Genomic DNA, 17,394 nt, shown 5'->3' on the forward strand with positions numbered 1-17,394 from the left:
TTCAGTGAGTTGGCGGCGTGGCCGTGGTCAAATGGAAGCCGACGCTGCGATAAGCTTTATATCGGTCGCGCGCCAACTGTTTTAAGGTGTCTTCGTATGGGACGAAGTCTACCACTTCATGGAAAGCAGTAGCAAAATCTGCAAACTGCGGCAGCAGGGCGATCAGCAGGTCACGCGGGGAGTTGCCGCGTTTGCCGGGCCAACACAGTTCGACCGGGGCACCGTAATGCGGGCCTTCACCGGCCAGGTTGTGCGGCACGAACTGGTGCGGATCGCGCTGCCATAGCGCTTCGTCCAACCGTTCGGCCTGTTTCTGGCTCTCGCAGGCGATCAACACCCGCTTGCCGGAGCGCCAGCGTTCGGCGGCAACGGCGCAGGCCACGGCCTCATGCGCGCTGAGCGCACCTGCGGGTTCCGCGTGTTCGATTAGATAGAACGTTGCCTGTTTCATGGTCTGATTCACCGCTGCCTATAAAAAGTGTAGGGGCACAGCATGCTGTGCCCCTCGGGATTATACCTGAATTACCGCTCAGATTTAATCGTCGCCGTTCAGCCCCGCACGGTTCAATAGGAACTGCGACAAGAGCGCTACCGGACGACCGGTGGCCCCTTTGGCCTTGCCGGAGCGCCAGGCGGTGCCGGCGATATCCAGGTGCGCCCAGCTGTACTTGCGGGTAAAGCGCGACAGGAAGCAGGCCGCGGTGATGGCCCCGCCCGGACGGCCACCAATGTTCGCCATATCGGCAAAGTTGGAGTCCAGCTGCTCGTAGTACTCGTCGGACATCGGCAAGCGCCACGCACGGTCGCCGGCCTGTTCGGACGCGCCGATCAGTTCGTGCGCCAGCGGGTTGTGGTTCGACATCAGGCCGGTGATGTGGTGGCCCAGCGCGATCACGCAGGCACCGGTCAGGGTGGCAACGTCAATCACCAGCTCTGGATCGAAACGCTCAACGTAGGTCAGGGTGTCGCACAGTACCAGGCGGCCTTCCGCGTCGGTGTTCAACACCTCGACGGTCTGGCCGGACATGGTGGTCAGCACGTCGCCCGGACGATAAGCGCTACCGCCCGGCATGTTTTCACAGCCGGCCAGCACGCCGATCACGTTCAGCGGCAGGTTCAGTTCCGCCACCACACGCATCACGCCGTACACGGTGGCTGCGCCACACATGTCGTACTTCATCTCGTCCATGCCATCGGCAGGTTTGATCGAGATGCCGCCGGCATCGAAGGTCAGGCCCTTACCGACAAGCACAATTGGCTTAGCGTCCGGGTTAGGATTGCCCTTATATTCCATCACCGACATCAATGATTCGTTACGCGAGCCGGCGCCAACCGCCAGATAGGCGTTCATCCCCAACTCTTTCATCTGCTGTTCACCGATGACGCGGGTGGTGATGTTGGTGCTGAAGGCGTCCGCCAGTTGGCGAGCCTGTGAGGCCAGGTAACCGGCGTTACAGATGTTCGGCGGCATGTTGCCGAGATCTTTCGCCGCTTTGATGCCGGAAGACACCGCCAGACCGTGCTGGATCGCACGTTCACCGCTGGTGAGCTCACGACGGGTTGGCACGTTGAACACCATCTTGCGCAGCGGACGACGTGGCTCCACTTTGTTGCTTTTCAACTGATCGAAGGTGTAGAGCGTTTCTTTCGCGGTTTCCACCGCCTGACGCACCTTCCAGTAAGTGTTGCGGCCTTTCACGTGCAGCTCGGTCAGGAAGCAGACCGCTTCCATGGAGCCGGTATCGTTAAGGGTATTGATGGTTTTTTGAATCACCTGTTTGTACTGGCGTTCATCGAGCTCGCGCTCTTTGCCACAGCCAATTAACAGGATGCGTTCGGAGAGAATGTTAGGTACATGGTGCAGCAGTAACGTCTGCCCGACTTTACCTTCCAGTTCGCCACGGCGCAGCAAAGCGCTGATATAACCATCACTGATTTTGTCGAGTTGTTCTGCGATAGGGGACAAGCGGCGCGGTTCAAAAACGCCGACTACAATACAGGCACTGCGCTGTTTTTCCGGGCTACCGCTTTTTACACTGAACTCCATGCACTCTCCTGAATCTTAAAGACAAAGGCAGGCGCTACGGCTAGAATGACGCACTCCGTAACGATCTCCCGCCATTGAGTTAACGAGTTATGTTAACCTGAACGGCGTAAATTGCTCTGTTTTGGCGACTATAGGCAAGTTCCTATAGGACACCCAAATGCTAGATGTTGTAATACTATTTTAGCTGTGTCGGTTGCCATATGATGAGAATAAATGGCGGATTAGCGATGAAACTATCGATTTTCCTGCAAAAAGACAAGTTTTCACAGGCGTAATAAGCGTGATCATCATAAGATATCTGGTACGGGAAACGCTAAAGAGCCAAATCGCGATTTTGTTCATCCTGCTTCTGATCTTCTTTTGTCAGAATTTAGTCAGGGTGTTAGGCGATGCGGTGGACGGCGATGTCCCGACAAATTTAGTTCTTTCTTTGCTCGCATTGGGTGTGCCGAAGATGGCGCAGCTAATCCTGCCATTAAGCCTGTTTCTTGGCTTATTGATGACGCTTGGGCGGCTGTATACCGACAGCGAAATCACCGTGATGCATGCCTGCGGGCTGGGTAAACGAACCCTGATCATTGCGGCCATGGTATTGGCACTTTTCACTTCCGTTATTGCGGCGGCCAACGTGTTTTGGGTCGGGCCCTGGGCTTCGCGCTATCAGGACGTGGTGGTTTCCGAAGCCAAAGCCAACCCAAGCATTGCCGGGCTGGCAGAAGGGCAGTTCAAAACCTCGCAGGACGGTAACGCGGTGCTGTTTATCGGTAACGTTAAGGGCAGCACCTTTAACAACGTGTTCCTGGCGCAACTGCGGCCGAACGGCAACCAACGCCCTTCCGTGGTGGTGGCTGAACATGGCCAGATTAACCAGATGAAAGACGGTTCGCAGGTGGTGACGCTGGACAAAGGCACCCGCTTTGAGGGCACTGCGCTGCTGCGTGACTTCCGCATTACCGATTTCAACGACTATAAGGCGGTGGTAAGCCACCGTGCGGTCGCCGTGGAGGGTAACCAGGCCGAACAGATGTCGATGAAGACGCTGCTGGAGTCTGACGATCCGGACGCGCGCGCCGAGTTCCACTGGCGCCTGACGCTGGTGCTTTCCGTCGTCATTATGGCGTTGCTGGTGGTGCCGCTCAGCGTGGTGAACCCGCGTCAGGGCCGCGTGCTGAGCATGCTGCCGGCCATCCTGCTGTATTTGATATTCTTCCTGCTGCAGACCTCGCTACGTTCCAACGCCGGTAAAGGCAAGCTGGACCCAATGCTGTGGCTTTGGCTGGTCAACGCCGTGTACTTTGCGATCGCGCTGGCGCTGAACCTGTGGGATACCGTGCCGATGCGCAAGCTGCGCGCACGCCTGAGAGGAGCGGCCTGATGTTTGGGGTTTTAGACCGATATATCGGTAAGACGATTTTCAACACCATCATCATGACGCTGTTCATGCTGGTGTCGCTTTCCGGCATCATCAAGTTCGTCGACCAGCTGCGCAGAGTGGGCCAGGGTGACTATACGGCGCTGGGCGCCGGAATGTTTACCCTGCTGAGCGTGCCGAAGGACATCGAGATCTTCTTCCCGATGGCGGCCCTGCTGGGCGCACTGCTCGGGCTGGGGCAACTGGCGACGCGCAGTGAACTGGTGGTGATGCAGGCTTCCGGCTTTACCCGCATGCAGATTGCCGGTTCGGTGATGAAAACCGCCATCCCGCTGGTGCTGTTGACCATGGCGATTGGCGAGTGGGTGGCACCGCAGGGCGACCAAATGGCGCGTAACTACCGCGCACAGCAGATGTACGGTGGCTCGCTGCTTTCTACCAAGAACGGCCTGTGGGCGAAAGACGGTACCGACTTTATCTACATCGAACGCGTTGCGGGCGAGAAAGAGCTTTCCGGCGTGAATATCTACCACTTCAACGACCAGCGCAGGCTGGAGACGGTGCGTTATGCCGCCAGCGCCAGCTTTGAAGACGGCGTATGGAAACTTTCGCAGGTGGATACCTCTGATCTGACCAACGAAAAACAGGTTACCGGCACCCAAACCCTGACCGGCGAATGGAAAACCAACCTGACCCCGGACAAACTGGGCGTCGTGGCGCTGGACCCAACCTCACTCTCCATCAGCGGCCTGCACAACTACGTGAAGTACCTGAAGCAGAGTGGCCAGGAAGCCAACCGCTACCAGCTGAACATGTGGAGCAAGGTGTTCTCGCCGCTTTCCGTTGCGGTGATGATGCTGATGGCGCTGTCGTTCATCTTCGGCCCACTGCGCAGCGTGCCGATGGGCGTGCGTGTGGTGACCGGTATCAGCTTCGGGTTCCTGTTCTACGTGCTGGACCAGATATTCGGCCCGCTGAGCCTGGTGTACAACATGCCGCCGGTGTTGGGCGCGTTGCTGCCAAGCATGCTGTTCTTGTTGATCAGCGTGTACATGCTGCTAAAACGCAAGTAGCGCAACGAGAGAGTTAATTAAGAAGGGCGCAGCCAGCGATGACTGCGCCCTTGCTGTTTCTGGCGGTTATAACACCCAGTCCAGCACCAGCACGCCGCATAGGCTGATGGCCCAGGCGATGGTGGTAGGTACCGACCACACCATCATCTGCTGACGGACATCGGTGATCCCCATCATACGGTTAACGACCCAGAACATGCTGTCGTTGAAATAGCTGAAGAACAGCGCCCCCAGTGTGGCAGCCTGCGCCGCTGCCAGCATATTAATGCCTGGCAATTGGCTGATTATGGGGGCAGAGATCGACGCGGCGGTTATCATTGCTACGGTACCAGACCCCTGGATCACCCGCACCAGCGTGGCGATCACAAACGGGATCAGCACCGGTGAGATTGGCAGATTAGCGACGTGCTGGGCCAGTTGGGTGCCTGCGCCGCTTTCGCGCAACACCGCCCCTAGCGCCCCCCCGGCACCGGTCACCAGCAGAATGATGCCTGCAGTTTGTAGCCCTTCCTCCAACCTTTCCAGCGTGGTGTTCTTGTCGACCTTCGGCATCAGTGTGTACACCGCCAGCAGTGTGCTGATCGCCAGCGCAATCATCGGCGCGCCGAGGAAGGCGAACGTTTGTCCCCACAGGCTGTCAGCCAGCCAACTCAGTTCGTCGGTTTTAGCCAGCATGTTGTTCAGCGCATTGATGAAAATCAGCACTATCGGTGCGACAATCGGCAGTAAGGACAAGCCCAGCCCCGGTAACGACTTACCTTCTTTTTCCGCCAGATAACGCTGGTGTGCAGCCTGTAAATCTTGCGGTTCGTCATCAAACCCCGCCGGTTGAAAATTGGGATAGCGCTTACCCAACCAACGGGCATAGAACACTACGCCGATCACGCAAGGGATCGCCAGCACCAGCCCAGCCAGCATCATCGCGCCAATATCCACCCCGAAAATACCCGCCACCCCGAGCGGACCTGGCGTTGGCGGCACCGCATGGTGAGTGATGATTAACCCCCCGGCCAATGCCACACCGAGCGTCAGCACATTGCGTTTACCTTTCTTTGCCAGCGCTTTCACCAACGGGTAGAGGATCACAAAAGCGGAGTCGACAAAGATAGGGATACTGACGATATAGCCGGTGATGGCAAGCGCCCATTCCTCGCGCCGTTTACCCAGCCACTTGATAAAGCTGTAGGCGATCTGCTCTGCGGCGCCGGACACTTCCAGCACCCGGCCCATCATCACCCCCAAACCAATGACAATGCCGATACTGCCGAGCGTGGAGCCGAAGCCTTTACTGATGGCTTCTACCGTTTGCAGCGCGCTCAGGCCGCCACTGATACCGGCGATAGAGGCGGCGATCAGCATCGCCAGCAGCGCATGCACTCGGGTACGCAGCACCAGAAAAATCAGCACAAACACGGCCACCGCCAGACCGATGATTGGAGTATAGAGCGCCATCATCAGCCTCCTCCCTGCGACATGTCGTCACGGATAAAGGCGCGGATCACCTGCTGGAAGGTTTCATCGGCGCTAAAACCGAGCGCCACTGCGCGCTGAGTGTCAAAATTGCCGGGCCAACCGGCGACAATGCGGTTGATGCGTTCGTCTTCAACAAAGCGCACGCGGGCGCTGACCTGTTCACCAGCCACTTCGCGCAGCGCATCTAACATGTGCTGCACCTTAACGCTGATGCCGGGCAGGTTGAGGGTGCGCGTTAGACCAAACGCACTCAGTGGCAGGGTGGCTGCGTGGATGAGATTGCGCACAACCGTCCCGGGGCTGGAGAGCCACAGTGCCAGTTCCGGTGAGACAGGACAGACGGCGGTTTCCCCCTGCAGCGGTTCGCGGATGATGCCGCTGGCGAAGGACGAGGCGGCCTGATTCGGTTTGCCCGGGCGCACGCTGATGGTCGGCAGGCGCAGCACCCGGCCGTCGACAAAGCCCTTGCGTGCATAGTCGTTGACCAGCAGCTCGCACATCGCTTTTTGCGCGCCGTAGGAGGACTGTGGCGCCACTGCACAACCATCGTTGACCACTGGAGGTAATTCACCGCCGAACACCGCCAATGAACTACTGAAGATGAACCGTAGCGCAGGCGCATGTTGCCGCGCCGCCTCCAGCAGGTGGCGGGTGGCATCGAAGTTAACCTGCATGCCGAGATCAAAATCATTCTCTGCGTGGCTGCTGACGATTGCCGCCAGGTGAAACAGCACCGTACAGTCGCTGTCGATCAGGCTATTTGCTGCCTGCGGATCGGTGAGATCGAGCGCCACGCAACGCACTCGGGGGTCATTGCCCGGTGCCTGCGGCAGGTGGATGTCGGCCAGCACCAACTGACTGGCGGCGAGAGGACTATCGTTTTGCAGTAACGCCTTGGCCAGCCGCTGGCCGAGAAAGCCCGCGCCGCCGGTAATAATTATCTTCATGTTGTGATCCTTGTTCCCCGTAGGGGTTGTGGTTGTTCGTTGTTATTAGAAAGTGATGCTGTGTAGATGCAGCCCGCGTTCCCTGAGCTGTTGCTGCACGGCTGGCGGCAGTGCGGCATCGCAGAGGATGTCGTCGAGTGCCTCCAGCGGGCAGACGCGGAACATGCCGTATTTGCCGAACTTGCTGCTGTCGGAAACCAGCACCCGACGGCGGGCGACTTCCAGCAGCGCCTGTTTGACCAACACTTTTTCCTCGTGCGGCGTCGATACGCCGTGTGCCAGATCCCAGGAACTGGTGCTGATAAAGGCGATGTCGATATTCAGCGTGCGCAGCAGCATGGCGGCGCTGTTGCCGACGCAGGAGTAGTTGCGTTGGTCGACCTGACCACCGGTGTGAAACAGGCTCAGCTGCGGCTTATTCATCAGGTGCTGGAGGATGGAGAAATCGTTGGTGACGATGGTCAGGTTGAAACGCTCTGCCAGGCTGCGGGCGATTTCGAAGGTGGTGGTACCGGCATCCAGATACACCACCTGCCCATCTTCCACCAGAGATGCTGCGTATTTGCCTATCTCACATTTGTGACGGTGGTGCAGTCGAGCCTTCTCGCTATAGGCCAGCTCTTGGCGCAGTGTGTCGCTCAGACGTACACCGCCACTGACGCTGACCACCTTGCCCTGCTCCTCCAGCACGCGGATATCCCGGCGCACTGTCATATGCGAGACACTCATCAGCTCGGCCAGCGCGGGGATAGCCGCCAGTTGGTATTCGTGTACGTGGCGATAGATAAAATCACGGCGTTCGGAAGGGATCATCAGCACTCCTCTGCCGGGCTGTCAGTGGCAGGGGCACCACAGCACAGGCGTTGTTATTTTTTGTTATTGAGCTGAATTTTTAACCATATGACTTCACAAAGAAACGAGAGTTGTCACAGATGCGAAGATGGATGAAGGGCGTTGAGTTGAAAGTTAAATTTATATTTTTCAATGTGTTGTTTGTTTTGTATGAGGCGATTTGAAGGAACAAGATCTTGTGATAAGTACTGTGATGGAGGTTGAACTTGTGAGGGGAGAAGAAGAATGGCGGCGATAAAGGTGCTGAGCTGTTGTGCTCATATTGTGTTCGCAGAAGGTTTAATATGACCAGGTCGGCGCTTTTTTCAGCACTTAACTCATTGAACAACGGATAAGTGTTGCACGAGGATCGCTGAAAGGTATAATGCACCCGTTTTCCGCATACTACTTGCAGTGCCGAAGTGGCGAAATCGGTAGACGCAGTTGATTCAAAATCAACCGTAGAGATACGTGCCGGTTCGAGTCCGGCCTTCGGCACCAACAGTATGTAAATAGACCTCAACTGAGGTCTTTTTTTATGCCTAAAATCCAGCAATTACCTAGTTTTCCCGCTATATTAATTCTCCTCAGGGTATCCGGCACCCATGTACATCTACCAACAGATGTTGGTACAGATGATGGTATTTACGGTTCGATAATGCTTGTACCAACAGGGAGGGGATAAGCATGGCGCTCACAGATATCAAAGTCAGAACAGCCAAGCCAACAGATAAGCAATATAAGCTGACCGATGGCAACGGTATGCATCTTCTCGTCCACCCAAATGGTTCAAGATACTGGCGTCTGCAGTACCGCTTTGGCGGGAAGCAAAAGATGCTGGCTTTAGGTGTTTATCCTGAAGTGTCTCTTGCAGATGCCAGGGCTCGTCGTGATGAGGCTCGTAAGCTGTTGGCGAACAGCATCGATCCGGGAGACAAAAAGAAAAATGATAAGGTTGAGCTAGAAGAAGCGCGCACCTTCGAAGAACTTGCTGTTGAATGGCATGCCACAAATAAAAAGTGGTCGGAAGAACATAGCCGACGAGTGCTCAAAAGCCTGGAGGACAACCTCTTTCCTGCCATTGGTAAACGCAACATTGCCGAGCTAAAAACGCGGGACCTTTTAGCCCCTATAAAAGCTGTAGAGATATCGGGGCGACTTGAAGTGGCTTCTCGGCTACAACAGCGCACCACGGCAATAATGCGTTATGCCGTCCAGAGCGGTTTGCTTGACTACAATCCCGCGCAGGAGATGGTCGGTGCCGTTGCTTCAGGTAACCGGCAACATCGACCAGCTCTTGAATTGAAACGGACTCCTGAACTGCTTCAGCGCATAGACAGCTATACCGGTAGGCCGCTGACTCGCCTTGCCGTTGAGCTAACCCTCCTTGTCTTCATTCGTTCCAGTGAATTGCGTTTTGCTCGTTGGTCCGAGATCGATTTTGAAACATCAATGTGGACGATTCCAGCCGAGCGGGAAGCTATCGAAGGAGTAAAGCACTCACAGCGAGGTTCGAAAATGCGAACACCTCATCTGGTTCCACTTTCCCGACAAGCTCTGGCGATTCTCGAGCAGATAAAGACGTTCAGCGGTGATCATGAACTGATCTTTATTGGCGATCATAACCCTCGTAAACCGATGAGTGAAAACACGGTTAACAAATCTTTACGGGTGATGGGATATGACACGCAGGTTGAAGTCTGCGGCCACGGTTTCAGGACCATGGCGTGTAGTTCGTTGATTGAGTCAGGGTTGTGGTCGAGGGATGCAGTCGAACGGCAGATGAGCCATATGGAGCGTAACTCTGTGCGTGCGGCTTACATTCACAAAGCCGAGCATCTTGATGAGCGCAGACTGATGCTGCAGTGGTGGGCAGATTTTCTGGATGTGAATCGAGAGAAGGGGATTAGTCCTTTTGATTTTGCAAAGCAAACAGCAGGATAAGCCCTCTTAAGAAGTATAACTCCTTGAAAATATGGTTTTTAAAGTCGTTCTTTGCGCTTTGGATGAAATGCATCCAGGTAATTTTTAAAAATTACATAGAAAAGAATTGACGGCAATTCTATCTCGTAGTTTAATGGCCTTAGTTTTTAGTTCAGTAATTTTCAAAAATTACTGATTTGAACATGAGTGGGCAAGTTCTTGGCGGAATCCCCACAAAGCTAAAAAAAATTTGAAGACGAGGGGTTTAAACATGGTGACAATTAAACAATGGGCCGATATCGAGGCCAACTACGATGATACTTTACTTTTGGGGAACGGCGCAAGTATCGCTGTTAATAGCGATTTTGCCTATCGTAGCTTACGCCAGAAGTTGACAGAGCTCAGTTCAGATGGGCGACTGACAGCTTTGTTCGAACAATTTGATACACAAGATTTTGAGTTGATTCTGCATCGTCTGTGGATTGCTACTCAAGTAAACCGACAGCTCGGTGTGCCTGAAAATGCAACGACAGAAGGGTATAAGTTACTTAGAAATCTATTGATTCAATGTGTGAGCCAAAATCATCCTGAACATCATGACATATCGGATGTGCTAATAAAAATCCGTGCTTTTATTGGCAGATTTAGGACGGTTTTATCCCTGAATTACGATCTAATTGTGTACTGGGCATCTTTGCTGGAAGATACAAATACTGGAAAATTAAAAGATTGCTTCATTAACCGTTTGTTTAATGAACAGTTAGATTGGAGTGATTTTAGAGACTTACATTGGAAAGATCGTGAAAGAGGTTACGAGACGGCAAGCTTAGTTTTCTATCCACATGGTTCTCTGATTTTGGCCCAAGACTTCAGTGGTCAAGAGTTAAAATTACACACTAATCCTCGTGGTGACGGAAATTATCTTCAGCAAATATCCCAGCAATGGGATTCTGCAGCCGTTACACCAGTTTTTGTTTCTGAAGGGACAAGTAAGCAAAAACTAAGTGCGATTGCTCGTAGTCGTTATCTTGACACTGTCTACCGTGAAGTGCTTCCAGAGAAAAAGGAAAGTATCGTGATTTATGGATGGAGTATGGGGGAAAATGACACTCATATACTCGAAGCATTGAAAAAAAGTCAGCCATCAAGGATTGCAATTTCAATGTATGGCGCTGATACGTCTGGCTGTGATGCAATTGAAAGAATGTTAAAAGTGGTGTTTGGTCAAGGTTTGCTCGTCGAATTTTTCGACAGTGAGAGCGCCAACTGCTGGTGCCATTAAACAAGCGAAAGGGGGCGCAGCCCCCGATTTTACGAGCATAAAAATGGAAAAAATCGTCTATAGCGACATCGCAAATTTTATCCCCGGAGTTAACTTATCACGCATAGCCCCTGAGGAGTCTGGTGAAGAGTATCGTTTCTATACAGCGCAATTACATCAGGAAGATGACTGGCAACCTGTAGTGCCTATTTCGGATAAAGAACAGGTGGTAGTAAGTACCCAGAACTTGAAGGTGACTTGTGCGAATGATGTCGTTATTAACCTTGCTAATGCGAAAGCTGTCATAGTCAAGGAAGCTCACGCAGGTCGAGTTATGGGCAATAATTTTGTGAGAGTCGAACTTGATGTAAGCAGAGTATCTCCACTTTTCTGGATTTGGCACTTCAATGAAAGTAAAGCTGTTGCCCAACAAAAATTATTCCATCTTCAGGGATCAACTGTCCCTAAGTTATCTCTACAGATGGTGCGTCAATTTGAGATGGATTTGCCTGCTTTAAAAAAGCAGCAAGAAATTGGTGGGCTATATCTCCATCTGCGGATGAAGAGTTACTTTCAATACCGCTTAATAGAGCTGAAACAGCAATCCTATCTTGCTCAGATAGAAACTATATTAAAATAATCAATGGATAAGGTTAGATGATGTCTCAACAAATTGAAGCGCAAAATTTAAGTGAACTACAAGGCCGCCTGTGGAATATCGCAGATACCCTGCGCGGTAAGATGAATGCCGATGAGTTCCGTGATTACTGCCTCGGCTTTGTTTTCTATAAGTATCTTTCTGAGAAGTTTGTCGCCTACGCAAACAAAATCCTTGCTGAAGACGGGATTCAGTACAACGAACTGACATCTGAACATCCGGCGTATCAGGACATTGTGGACGCGGTAAAAGAAGACAGCATCCGCACATTAGGCTACTTCCTGCCACCGACGGATTTGTTCCACACCATGGCGGAACGTCTCGCCAACGATCCTAAAGGCGCTGGTACCGGTTTTATTCTGGAAGATCTTGCTTCGACGCTGCGCAATATTGAGCAAAGCACTCTGGGTACAGATTCGGCTGATGACTTCAGCAACCTGTTTGAAGACCTGGACTTAGGCTCCAGTAAACTGGGCAACACTGCAAAAGCAAAAAACGAGTTAATCGGCAAAGTCATTACCGAACTCGACAAACTAAGCTTTAACCTGAGCGAAGCCAGCTCCGATATTCTCGGTGATGCCTACGAGTATCTGATTGGGCAATTTGCTTCGGGCGCAGGGAAAAAAGCCGGTGAGTTCTATACACCACAACCTGTTTCAACACTGCTGGCGAAAATCGTTACTACTCACAAGCTGAAACTGAAAAACGTTTATGACCCGACCTGTGGCTCCGGTTCATTGCTGCTGCGCGTAAAACGTGAAGCGTCGTCAGTGGGTAAAATTTACGGTCAGGAGATGAACCGTACTACCTATAACTTGGCACGTATGAATATGATTCTGCATGGGGTTCACTATGCAGATTTTGAAATTATCCAGGAAGATACGCTGGAGCACCCGCAGCATACGCACTTGAAGTTTGATGCCATTGTCGCCAACCCGCCGTTCTCTGCCAAATGGAGCGCCAGTTCGCTGTTTATGAATGATGAGCGCTTTGCCCAGTATGGCAAATTGGCTCCATCCAGCAAAGCAGATATGGCATTTTTGCAGCATATGTTCCACCACCTGGAAGATGACGGCACCATGGCAGTCGTTCTGCCCCACGGTGTGTTGTTCCGTGGAGCTGCCGAAGGTCATATTCGCCAGTTTATGATTGAAAAGTTGAACTGTATTGATGCCGTAATCGGCCTGCCAGCCAACATCTTTTACGGTACCAGTATCCCGACCTGCGTGCTGGTACTACGCAAATGCCGTAAGCATAACGATAGCATTCTGTTTATCGACGCCAGCAACGAGTTTGAGAAGGTCAAAACTCAGAACCGTCTGCTGCCGGAACATATCGACAAAATAGCTGATACCTACAACGACTGGAAAGACATTGAGAAGTATAGCCACGCTGCCTCGTTGGAAGACATCCGCGCTAACGATTACAACCTCAATATCCCGCGCTATGTCGATACCTTTGAAGCAGAGGATGAGATCGATCTAAATGCAGTGGCGAAAGAGATTCGTGAACTGGAAGGGAAAGTGGCGGAAATTGATAAAACTATCGCTGGGTTCTGCCAAGAACTCGGAATTGAAGTGCCATTTACAGCGGTGGAGGTAGGTAAGTGATTGCGCCGAAGTTAAGGTTTGCCGGTTTTAATTCCCCATGGGAAAAGCAACCGTTAGGGAAGGTTTTTGATATCACATCTGGATCTACTCCATCAAGGGGTAAAATAGAGTATTTTATTGATGGTGATATTCCGTGGGTTAAAACTACCGACTTAAATAATAGCTTAATAATATCGACTCAAGAAAAAGTAACAGGAATAGCAATCAGAGAAACATCTTCACTCAAGATACTTCCTAGAGATACCGTTTTTGTCGCTATGTACGGTGGCTTTAATCAAATAGGAAGAACGGGTTTGCTGATAAATGAAGCTGCATGTAATCAGGCCCTCTCTGCTGTTAAGCCTAATAAGGGAAAAGTCGTTCCTTACTTTTTATTACTATATCTGAATTTTAAGGTGGAAGATTGGAAGTTAATTGCTGCGAGTAGCAGAAAGGATCCAAATATCACAAAAAAAGATGTGGAGAAATTTCAGTTTATTTATCCATCAATTAATGAACAAACCAAAATCTCCGATTTCTTGTCCTCTGTTGATGAAAAAATCACGTTAATGAATAAGCAATACGACCTGCTGTGCCAGTACAAAAAAGGCATGATGCAGAAGATTTTTAGTCAGGAAATTCGATTTATGGATGAGAATGGGGAAGAGTATCCAGATTGGGAGCTAAAACTTATATCTGATATAGCTATTGTAAATCCTAAAAGCAAAACATTGCCGACAGAATTTATATATATTGACCTTGAAAGTGTTGAAAAAGGAATTTTAAAGAAAGAAAATCTTATTTATAAAGATAATGCACCGAGCCGGGCACAGAGATTACTTCAACTTGGTGATGTGCTTTTTCAGCTAGTCAGGCCTTATCAGAATAATAATTATCTTTTCCTACTTAGTGGAAATTATGTTGCCTCAACAGGCTATGCACAGCTTAGAGCAAAATATTGTTCTAAATTCTTATATCAATTGCTTCATCTGGAGAGTTTTATATCAGAGGTAATGAACAGATGTACTGGTACAAGTTATCCAGCAATAAACTCTTCTGATTTGGCTTCCATAGAAGTTGGGGTTCCATGCGAGTTAGAACAAATCAAAATTGCCAATTTCCTCTGTGCCATTGACGAGAAAATCGCCACAAAAAAAATAGAACGCGACAAACTAAAAACCTGGAAGCAAGGCCTGCTTCAGCAAATGTTCGTTTAATTATTTTTCAGCCCGGTCGGTATCGGGCTTCTATCACAGCAGAAGGCATTAAACACTGATGGCAACGCAAAGCGAATACGAGTTAGAAACGCAGTTGGTGGAACAACTGATTGGCATGCACTACGAACCGGTAAACGTTACCGACGAAGCTAGCATGAAAGCCAACTTAAAAAAACAGATTGAGATCCACAACCGTCTGGAGTCTGTGCCACTGACTGACAGCGAGTTTAACCGTATTTTCCTGCATCTGACCAAAGGTAACGAAGTTATCGATCGCGCAAAAACCCTACGTGATCGCTACCAATTACTGCGTGAAGACGGCACAGAAAAGTGGCTCAGCTTTATTAATAAAGAGGAGTGGTGCCAGAACGAGTTTCAGGTCACCCGCCAAGTGAAGCAGTTTAATGCCGAGCAAAACACACGCAAAACTCGCTTTGACGTAACCCTGTTAATCAACGGCCTGCCGCTCGTACAAATTGAGCTTAAACGCCGTGGTTTAGGCCTGAAAGAAGCCTTTAACCAGATTGACCGTTACCATCGAGATGCTTTCTGGGTCGGCAGCGGCCTGTTCCAGTATGTGCAGATTTTTATCATCAGCAACGGCGTGGATACCAAATACTACGCCAACAACCGCGCCAATCACTTTGAACAGACGTACTTCTGGACCGATGAAAAAAACGAGCCGATAAAAGCGCTGGATAAATTCGCCGAAGCGTTCCTGAAAGTTTGCCATATCGCCAAAATGATCACTCACTATACGGTGCTGAACGAAACCCGTAAGTGCCTAATGGTGCTGCGTCCGTATCAGTATTACGCCTGCGAAGCGATGATCCGTCATGTGAAGGAAAGCCTGCATCTTCAGGGCAAGCCACATAACGGTTATATCTGGCACACCACAGGTTCAGGTAAAACGTTGACCTCGTTTAAAGCAAGCCAGGTAATCATGGAGATGCCCGAAGTGGATCGGGTTATTTTTGTGGTCGACCGTCGTGATCTGGATTACCAGACAGCTAAAGAATTCAACAGCTTTGCCAAAGACAGCGTAGATACAACTAATAACACCAGCGCGCTGATTAAGCATCTGAAAACCACTAGCAGCAAACTGACGCTGACCACTATTCAAAAATTGAATAATGCCATTACTCACGATGGCTATAAAGCGCAACTGGAACACCTGCGCAAAGAGCGCATCGTGTTTATCTTCGATGAATGCCACCGCAGCCAGTTTGGCGACACCCACAAAGCAATTGTGAATTTCTTTGAAAATGCTCAATTGTTTGGCTTCACCGGTACGCCGATTTTCGCCGATAACGTCAATATCACCAACGGCATCAAGCAGACCACCGAAATGCTGTTTGATAAATGCCTGCACAAATACGTGATTGTCGATGCCATCCGTGACGAGAACGTGCTGCGTTTTGCAGTGGAGTATGTTGGCACCTACAAACGCAAAGAAAGCAGTAATGAAATTGATATCGAAGTAGAAGATATCGATACCAAAGAGGTGATGGAAAGCGACATACGGCTGGGGAAAATCACCGACTATATTCTGGCGCACCACGACGCCAAAACCCGCAACCGTGAATTTACAGCCATGTTCTGCGTCGGGTCAGTGGATATGCTGATCCGTTATTACAAACTGTTTAAAGAAAAACAGGCCGCCATGATCGCGGAGAATCCTGAATACAAACCGTTGAAAGTGGCGACCATCTTTACCTACGCCGCCAATGAAGCGGACAAAAGCGATAAAGAAGCGGTTAACGGCCTGTTGGATGAAGAAGACATTAGCCTGCCGCAGGGGGCGAAGATTGACACATCCAGCCGCGACCACCTCGACAGCTTTATCAAGGATTACAACGAACTGTACGGTACCAGCTATTCGGCCAATGATTCACAAAGTTTTTATAACTATTACAAAAATATCGCCCAGCGCACCAAAGAAAAAGGCATCGATATTCTGTTAGTAGTGAATATGTTCCTTACCGGCTTTGACAGCCCCACACTGAATACGCTGTATGTGGACAAGAACCTTCGCTTCCACGGTTTGGTGCAAGGATTCTCACGTACCAACCGCATCCTTAACGAGAAGAAAAGCCACGGGAATATCGTTTGCTTCCGTAACCTGAAGAAGGCAACAGACGAGGCGATTGCGCTGTTTTCCAATAAAGATGCGTCTTCCATCGTCTTGGTAAAACCGTTCGAAGAATATTTGAGTGATTATCAGGATGCTGTTGATCGCCTACTGACGTTAACCCCAACAGTTGAAAGCGTGGACCGTCTGCCGGATGAAAAAGCGCAGCTGGAATTTGTGACTGCCTTTCGCGACGTGATGCGCCTTAAAAATATCCTTGAAAGTTTTGCTGATTTCGAGGATGCGGCAAAACCATTGTCCGAACAGACACTGGCAGATTACACCAGTAAATATCTTGATATTCACGACAAGGTGAAAAAGCATTCCAGCAAAGAGAAAGTCTCCATCCTCGATGATGTAGATTTTGAAGTGTCGCTGATCCGCCGCGATGAAATTAACGTTGGCTACATTTTGAAGCTATTAGCGGGTATCCAGGCAATGCCGCCGAAAGAGCAGCAAGAGCAGAAGAAAAAGATCATGGATATCGTCGATAGCGATGTCACTCTGCGCAGCAAACGTGAGTTGATTGAAAACTTTATTGAAGAAAATCTGCTAGATGCTGCCCATGATGAAGATGTCGCTCAGACCTTTGAAACCTATGTTGAGCGCGAAAGAAGTAGAGCAATTATAGCGCTGTGTGAAGAAGAACGGTTGGATGCTGTTAAGCTCACAGGGTTACTGGAAAATTACATTTTCACCGATGTACTCCCGCGTGAGGATCAGGTTGCCGATACCCTCACCTGGCAACCAAAAATTCTGGAACGTAAAACGGTTCGTACGCGCGTTTACGAACGTGTGCGTAGCGTGATTGATACGTTTATTGATGGCATGCGCGGTTTTTAATATTCAGGGGCCAATTTGTAGCTGCTGTT

The 17,394-nt window shown here is 50.6% G+C and carries 13 protein-coding genes and 1 tRNA gene; 9 read left to right on the forward strand and 5 right to left on the reverse strand.

The genetic code is table 11. The features are described 5' to 3' along the window. Position 1: 1 nt before the first annotated feature. Both OCH02_RS16735 and pepA read right to left on the reverse strand, forming a co-directional pair. Positions 2-451: a DNA polymerase III subunit chi gene (locus OCH02_RS16735; RefSeq protein WP_261432158.1), complete on the reverse strand. Its 450-nt coding sequence runs from the start codon at positions 449-451 to the stop codon at positions 2-4. Positions 452-535: 84 nt separating this feature from the next. Then, on the reverse strand, positions 536-2,047 hold the full coding sequence (pepA, locus tag OCH02_RS16740; protein WP_037424420.1) for a leucyl aminopeptidase: 1,512 nt from the start codon (positions 2,045-2,047) through the stop codon (positions 536-538). Positions 2,048-2,327: 280 nt separating this feature from the next. Between pepA and lptF the strand changes: the two genes are divergently transcribed. Both lptF and lptG read left to right on the forward strand, forming a co-directional pair. Continuing rightward, the gene (lptF, locus tag OCH02_RS16745) at positions 2,328-3,422 is read left to right on the forward strand and encodes an LPS export ABC transporter permease LptF (RefSeq protein WP_261432159.1); all 1,095 of its coding nucleotides are present in this window, start codon (positions 2,328-2,330) and stop codon (positions 3,420-3,422) included. Then, positions 3,422-4,492, forward strand: a complete 1,071-nt coding sequence (lptG, locus tag OCH02_RS16750) for an LPS export ABC transporter permease LptG (RefSeq protein WP_135314927.1) — start codon at positions 3,422-3,424, stop codon at positions 4,490-4,492. The genes lptF and lptG overlap by 1 nt, the downstream gene beginning before the upstream one ends. A gap of 66 nt (positions 4,493-4,558) precedes the next feature. On the opposite strand, the gene OCH02_RS16755 is transcribed toward lptG, so the two are convergent. Genes OCH02_RS16755 through OCH02_RS16765 form a run of 3 tightly spaced genes read right to left on the reverse strand, consistent with a single transcriptional unit; the run spans position 4,559 to position 7,725 of the window. After that, positions 4,559-5,947 carry a GntP family permease gene (locus OCH02_RS16755; RefSeq protein WP_261432160.1) on the reverse strand — a complete coding sequence of 463 codons (1,389 nt, stop codon included), beginning with the start codon at positions 5,945-5,947 and terminating at the stop codon, positions 4,559-4,561. Continuing rightward, positions 5,947-6,912 carry a D-erythronate dehydrogenase gene (gene denD / locus OCH02_RS16760; RefSeq protein WP_261432161.1) on the reverse strand — a complete coding sequence of 322 codons (966 nt, stop codon included), beginning with the start codon at positions 6,910-6,912 and terminating at the stop codon, positions 5,947-5,949. The genes OCH02_RS16755 and denD overlap by 1 nt, the downstream gene beginning before the upstream one ends. Positions 6,913-6,957: 45 nt before the next feature. Next, a complete protein-coding gene (locus OCH02_RS16765) occupies positions 6,958-7,725 on the reverse strand; it encodes a DeoR/GlpR family DNA-binding transcription regulator (RefSeq protein WP_261432162.1) in 768 nt (255 codons plus the stop codon). 434 nt (positions 7,726-8,159) lie between these two features. Between OCH02_RS16765 and OCH02_RS16770 the strand changes: the two genes are divergently transcribed. From OCH02_RS16770 to OCH02_RS16800, 7 genes are all read left to right on the forward strand, one after another. Continuing rightward, positions 8,160-8,244: transfer RNA gene (locus tag OCH02_RS16770), tRNA-Leu, on the forward strand. Between the two features lie 186 nt (positions 8,245-8,430). Further along, on the forward strand, positions 8,431-9,687 hold the full coding sequence (locus OCH02_RS16775; RefSeq protein ID WP_261432163.1) for a tyrosine-type recombinase/integrase: 1,257 nt from the start codon (positions 8,431-8,433) through the stop codon (positions 9,685-9,687). 250 nt (positions 9,688-9,937) lie between these two features. Next, positions 9,938-10,948: a DUF4917 family protein gene (locus OCH02_RS16780; RefSeq protein WP_261432164.1), complete on the forward strand. Its 1,011-nt coding sequence runs from the start codon at positions 9,938-9,940 to the stop codon at positions 10,946-10,948. A gap of 43 nt (positions 10,949-10,991) precedes the next feature. After that, a complete protein-coding gene (locus OCH02_RS16785; protein WP_261161778.1) occupies positions 10,992-11,567 on the forward strand; it encodes a restriction endonuclease subunit S in 576 nt (191 codons plus the stop codon). A gap of 20 nt (positions 11,568-11,587) precedes the next feature. Next, a complete protein-coding gene (locus OCH02_RS16790; protein ID WP_315899229.1) occupies positions 11,588-13,195 on the forward strand; it encodes a type I restriction-modification system subunit M in 1,608 nt (535 codons plus the stop codon). Then, positions 13,192-14,391 carry a restriction endonuclease subunit S gene (locus OCH02_RS16795; protein ID WP_261432166.1) on the forward strand — a complete coding sequence of 400 codons (1,200 nt, stop codon included), beginning with the start codon at positions 13,192-13,194 and terminating at the stop codon, positions 14,389-14,391. Before OCH02_RS16790 ends, OCH02_RS16795 begins: the two co-directional genes overlap by 4 nt. Before the next feature lie 58 nt (positions 14,392-14,449). Continuing rightward, complete coding sequence (locus OCH02_RS16800; RefSeq protein ID WP_261432168.1) at positions 14,450-17,365, forward strand: type I restriction endonuclease subunit R; 2,916 nt, start codon at positions 14,450-14,452, stop codon at positions 17,363-17,365. Positions 17,366-17,394: the final 29 nt, after the last annotated feature.

The organism is Serratia quinivorans (assembly GCF_946227985.1).
Lineage (GTDB): Bacteria > Pseudomonadota > Gammaproteobacteria > Enterobacterales > Enterobacteriaceae > Serratia > Serratia quinivorans_A.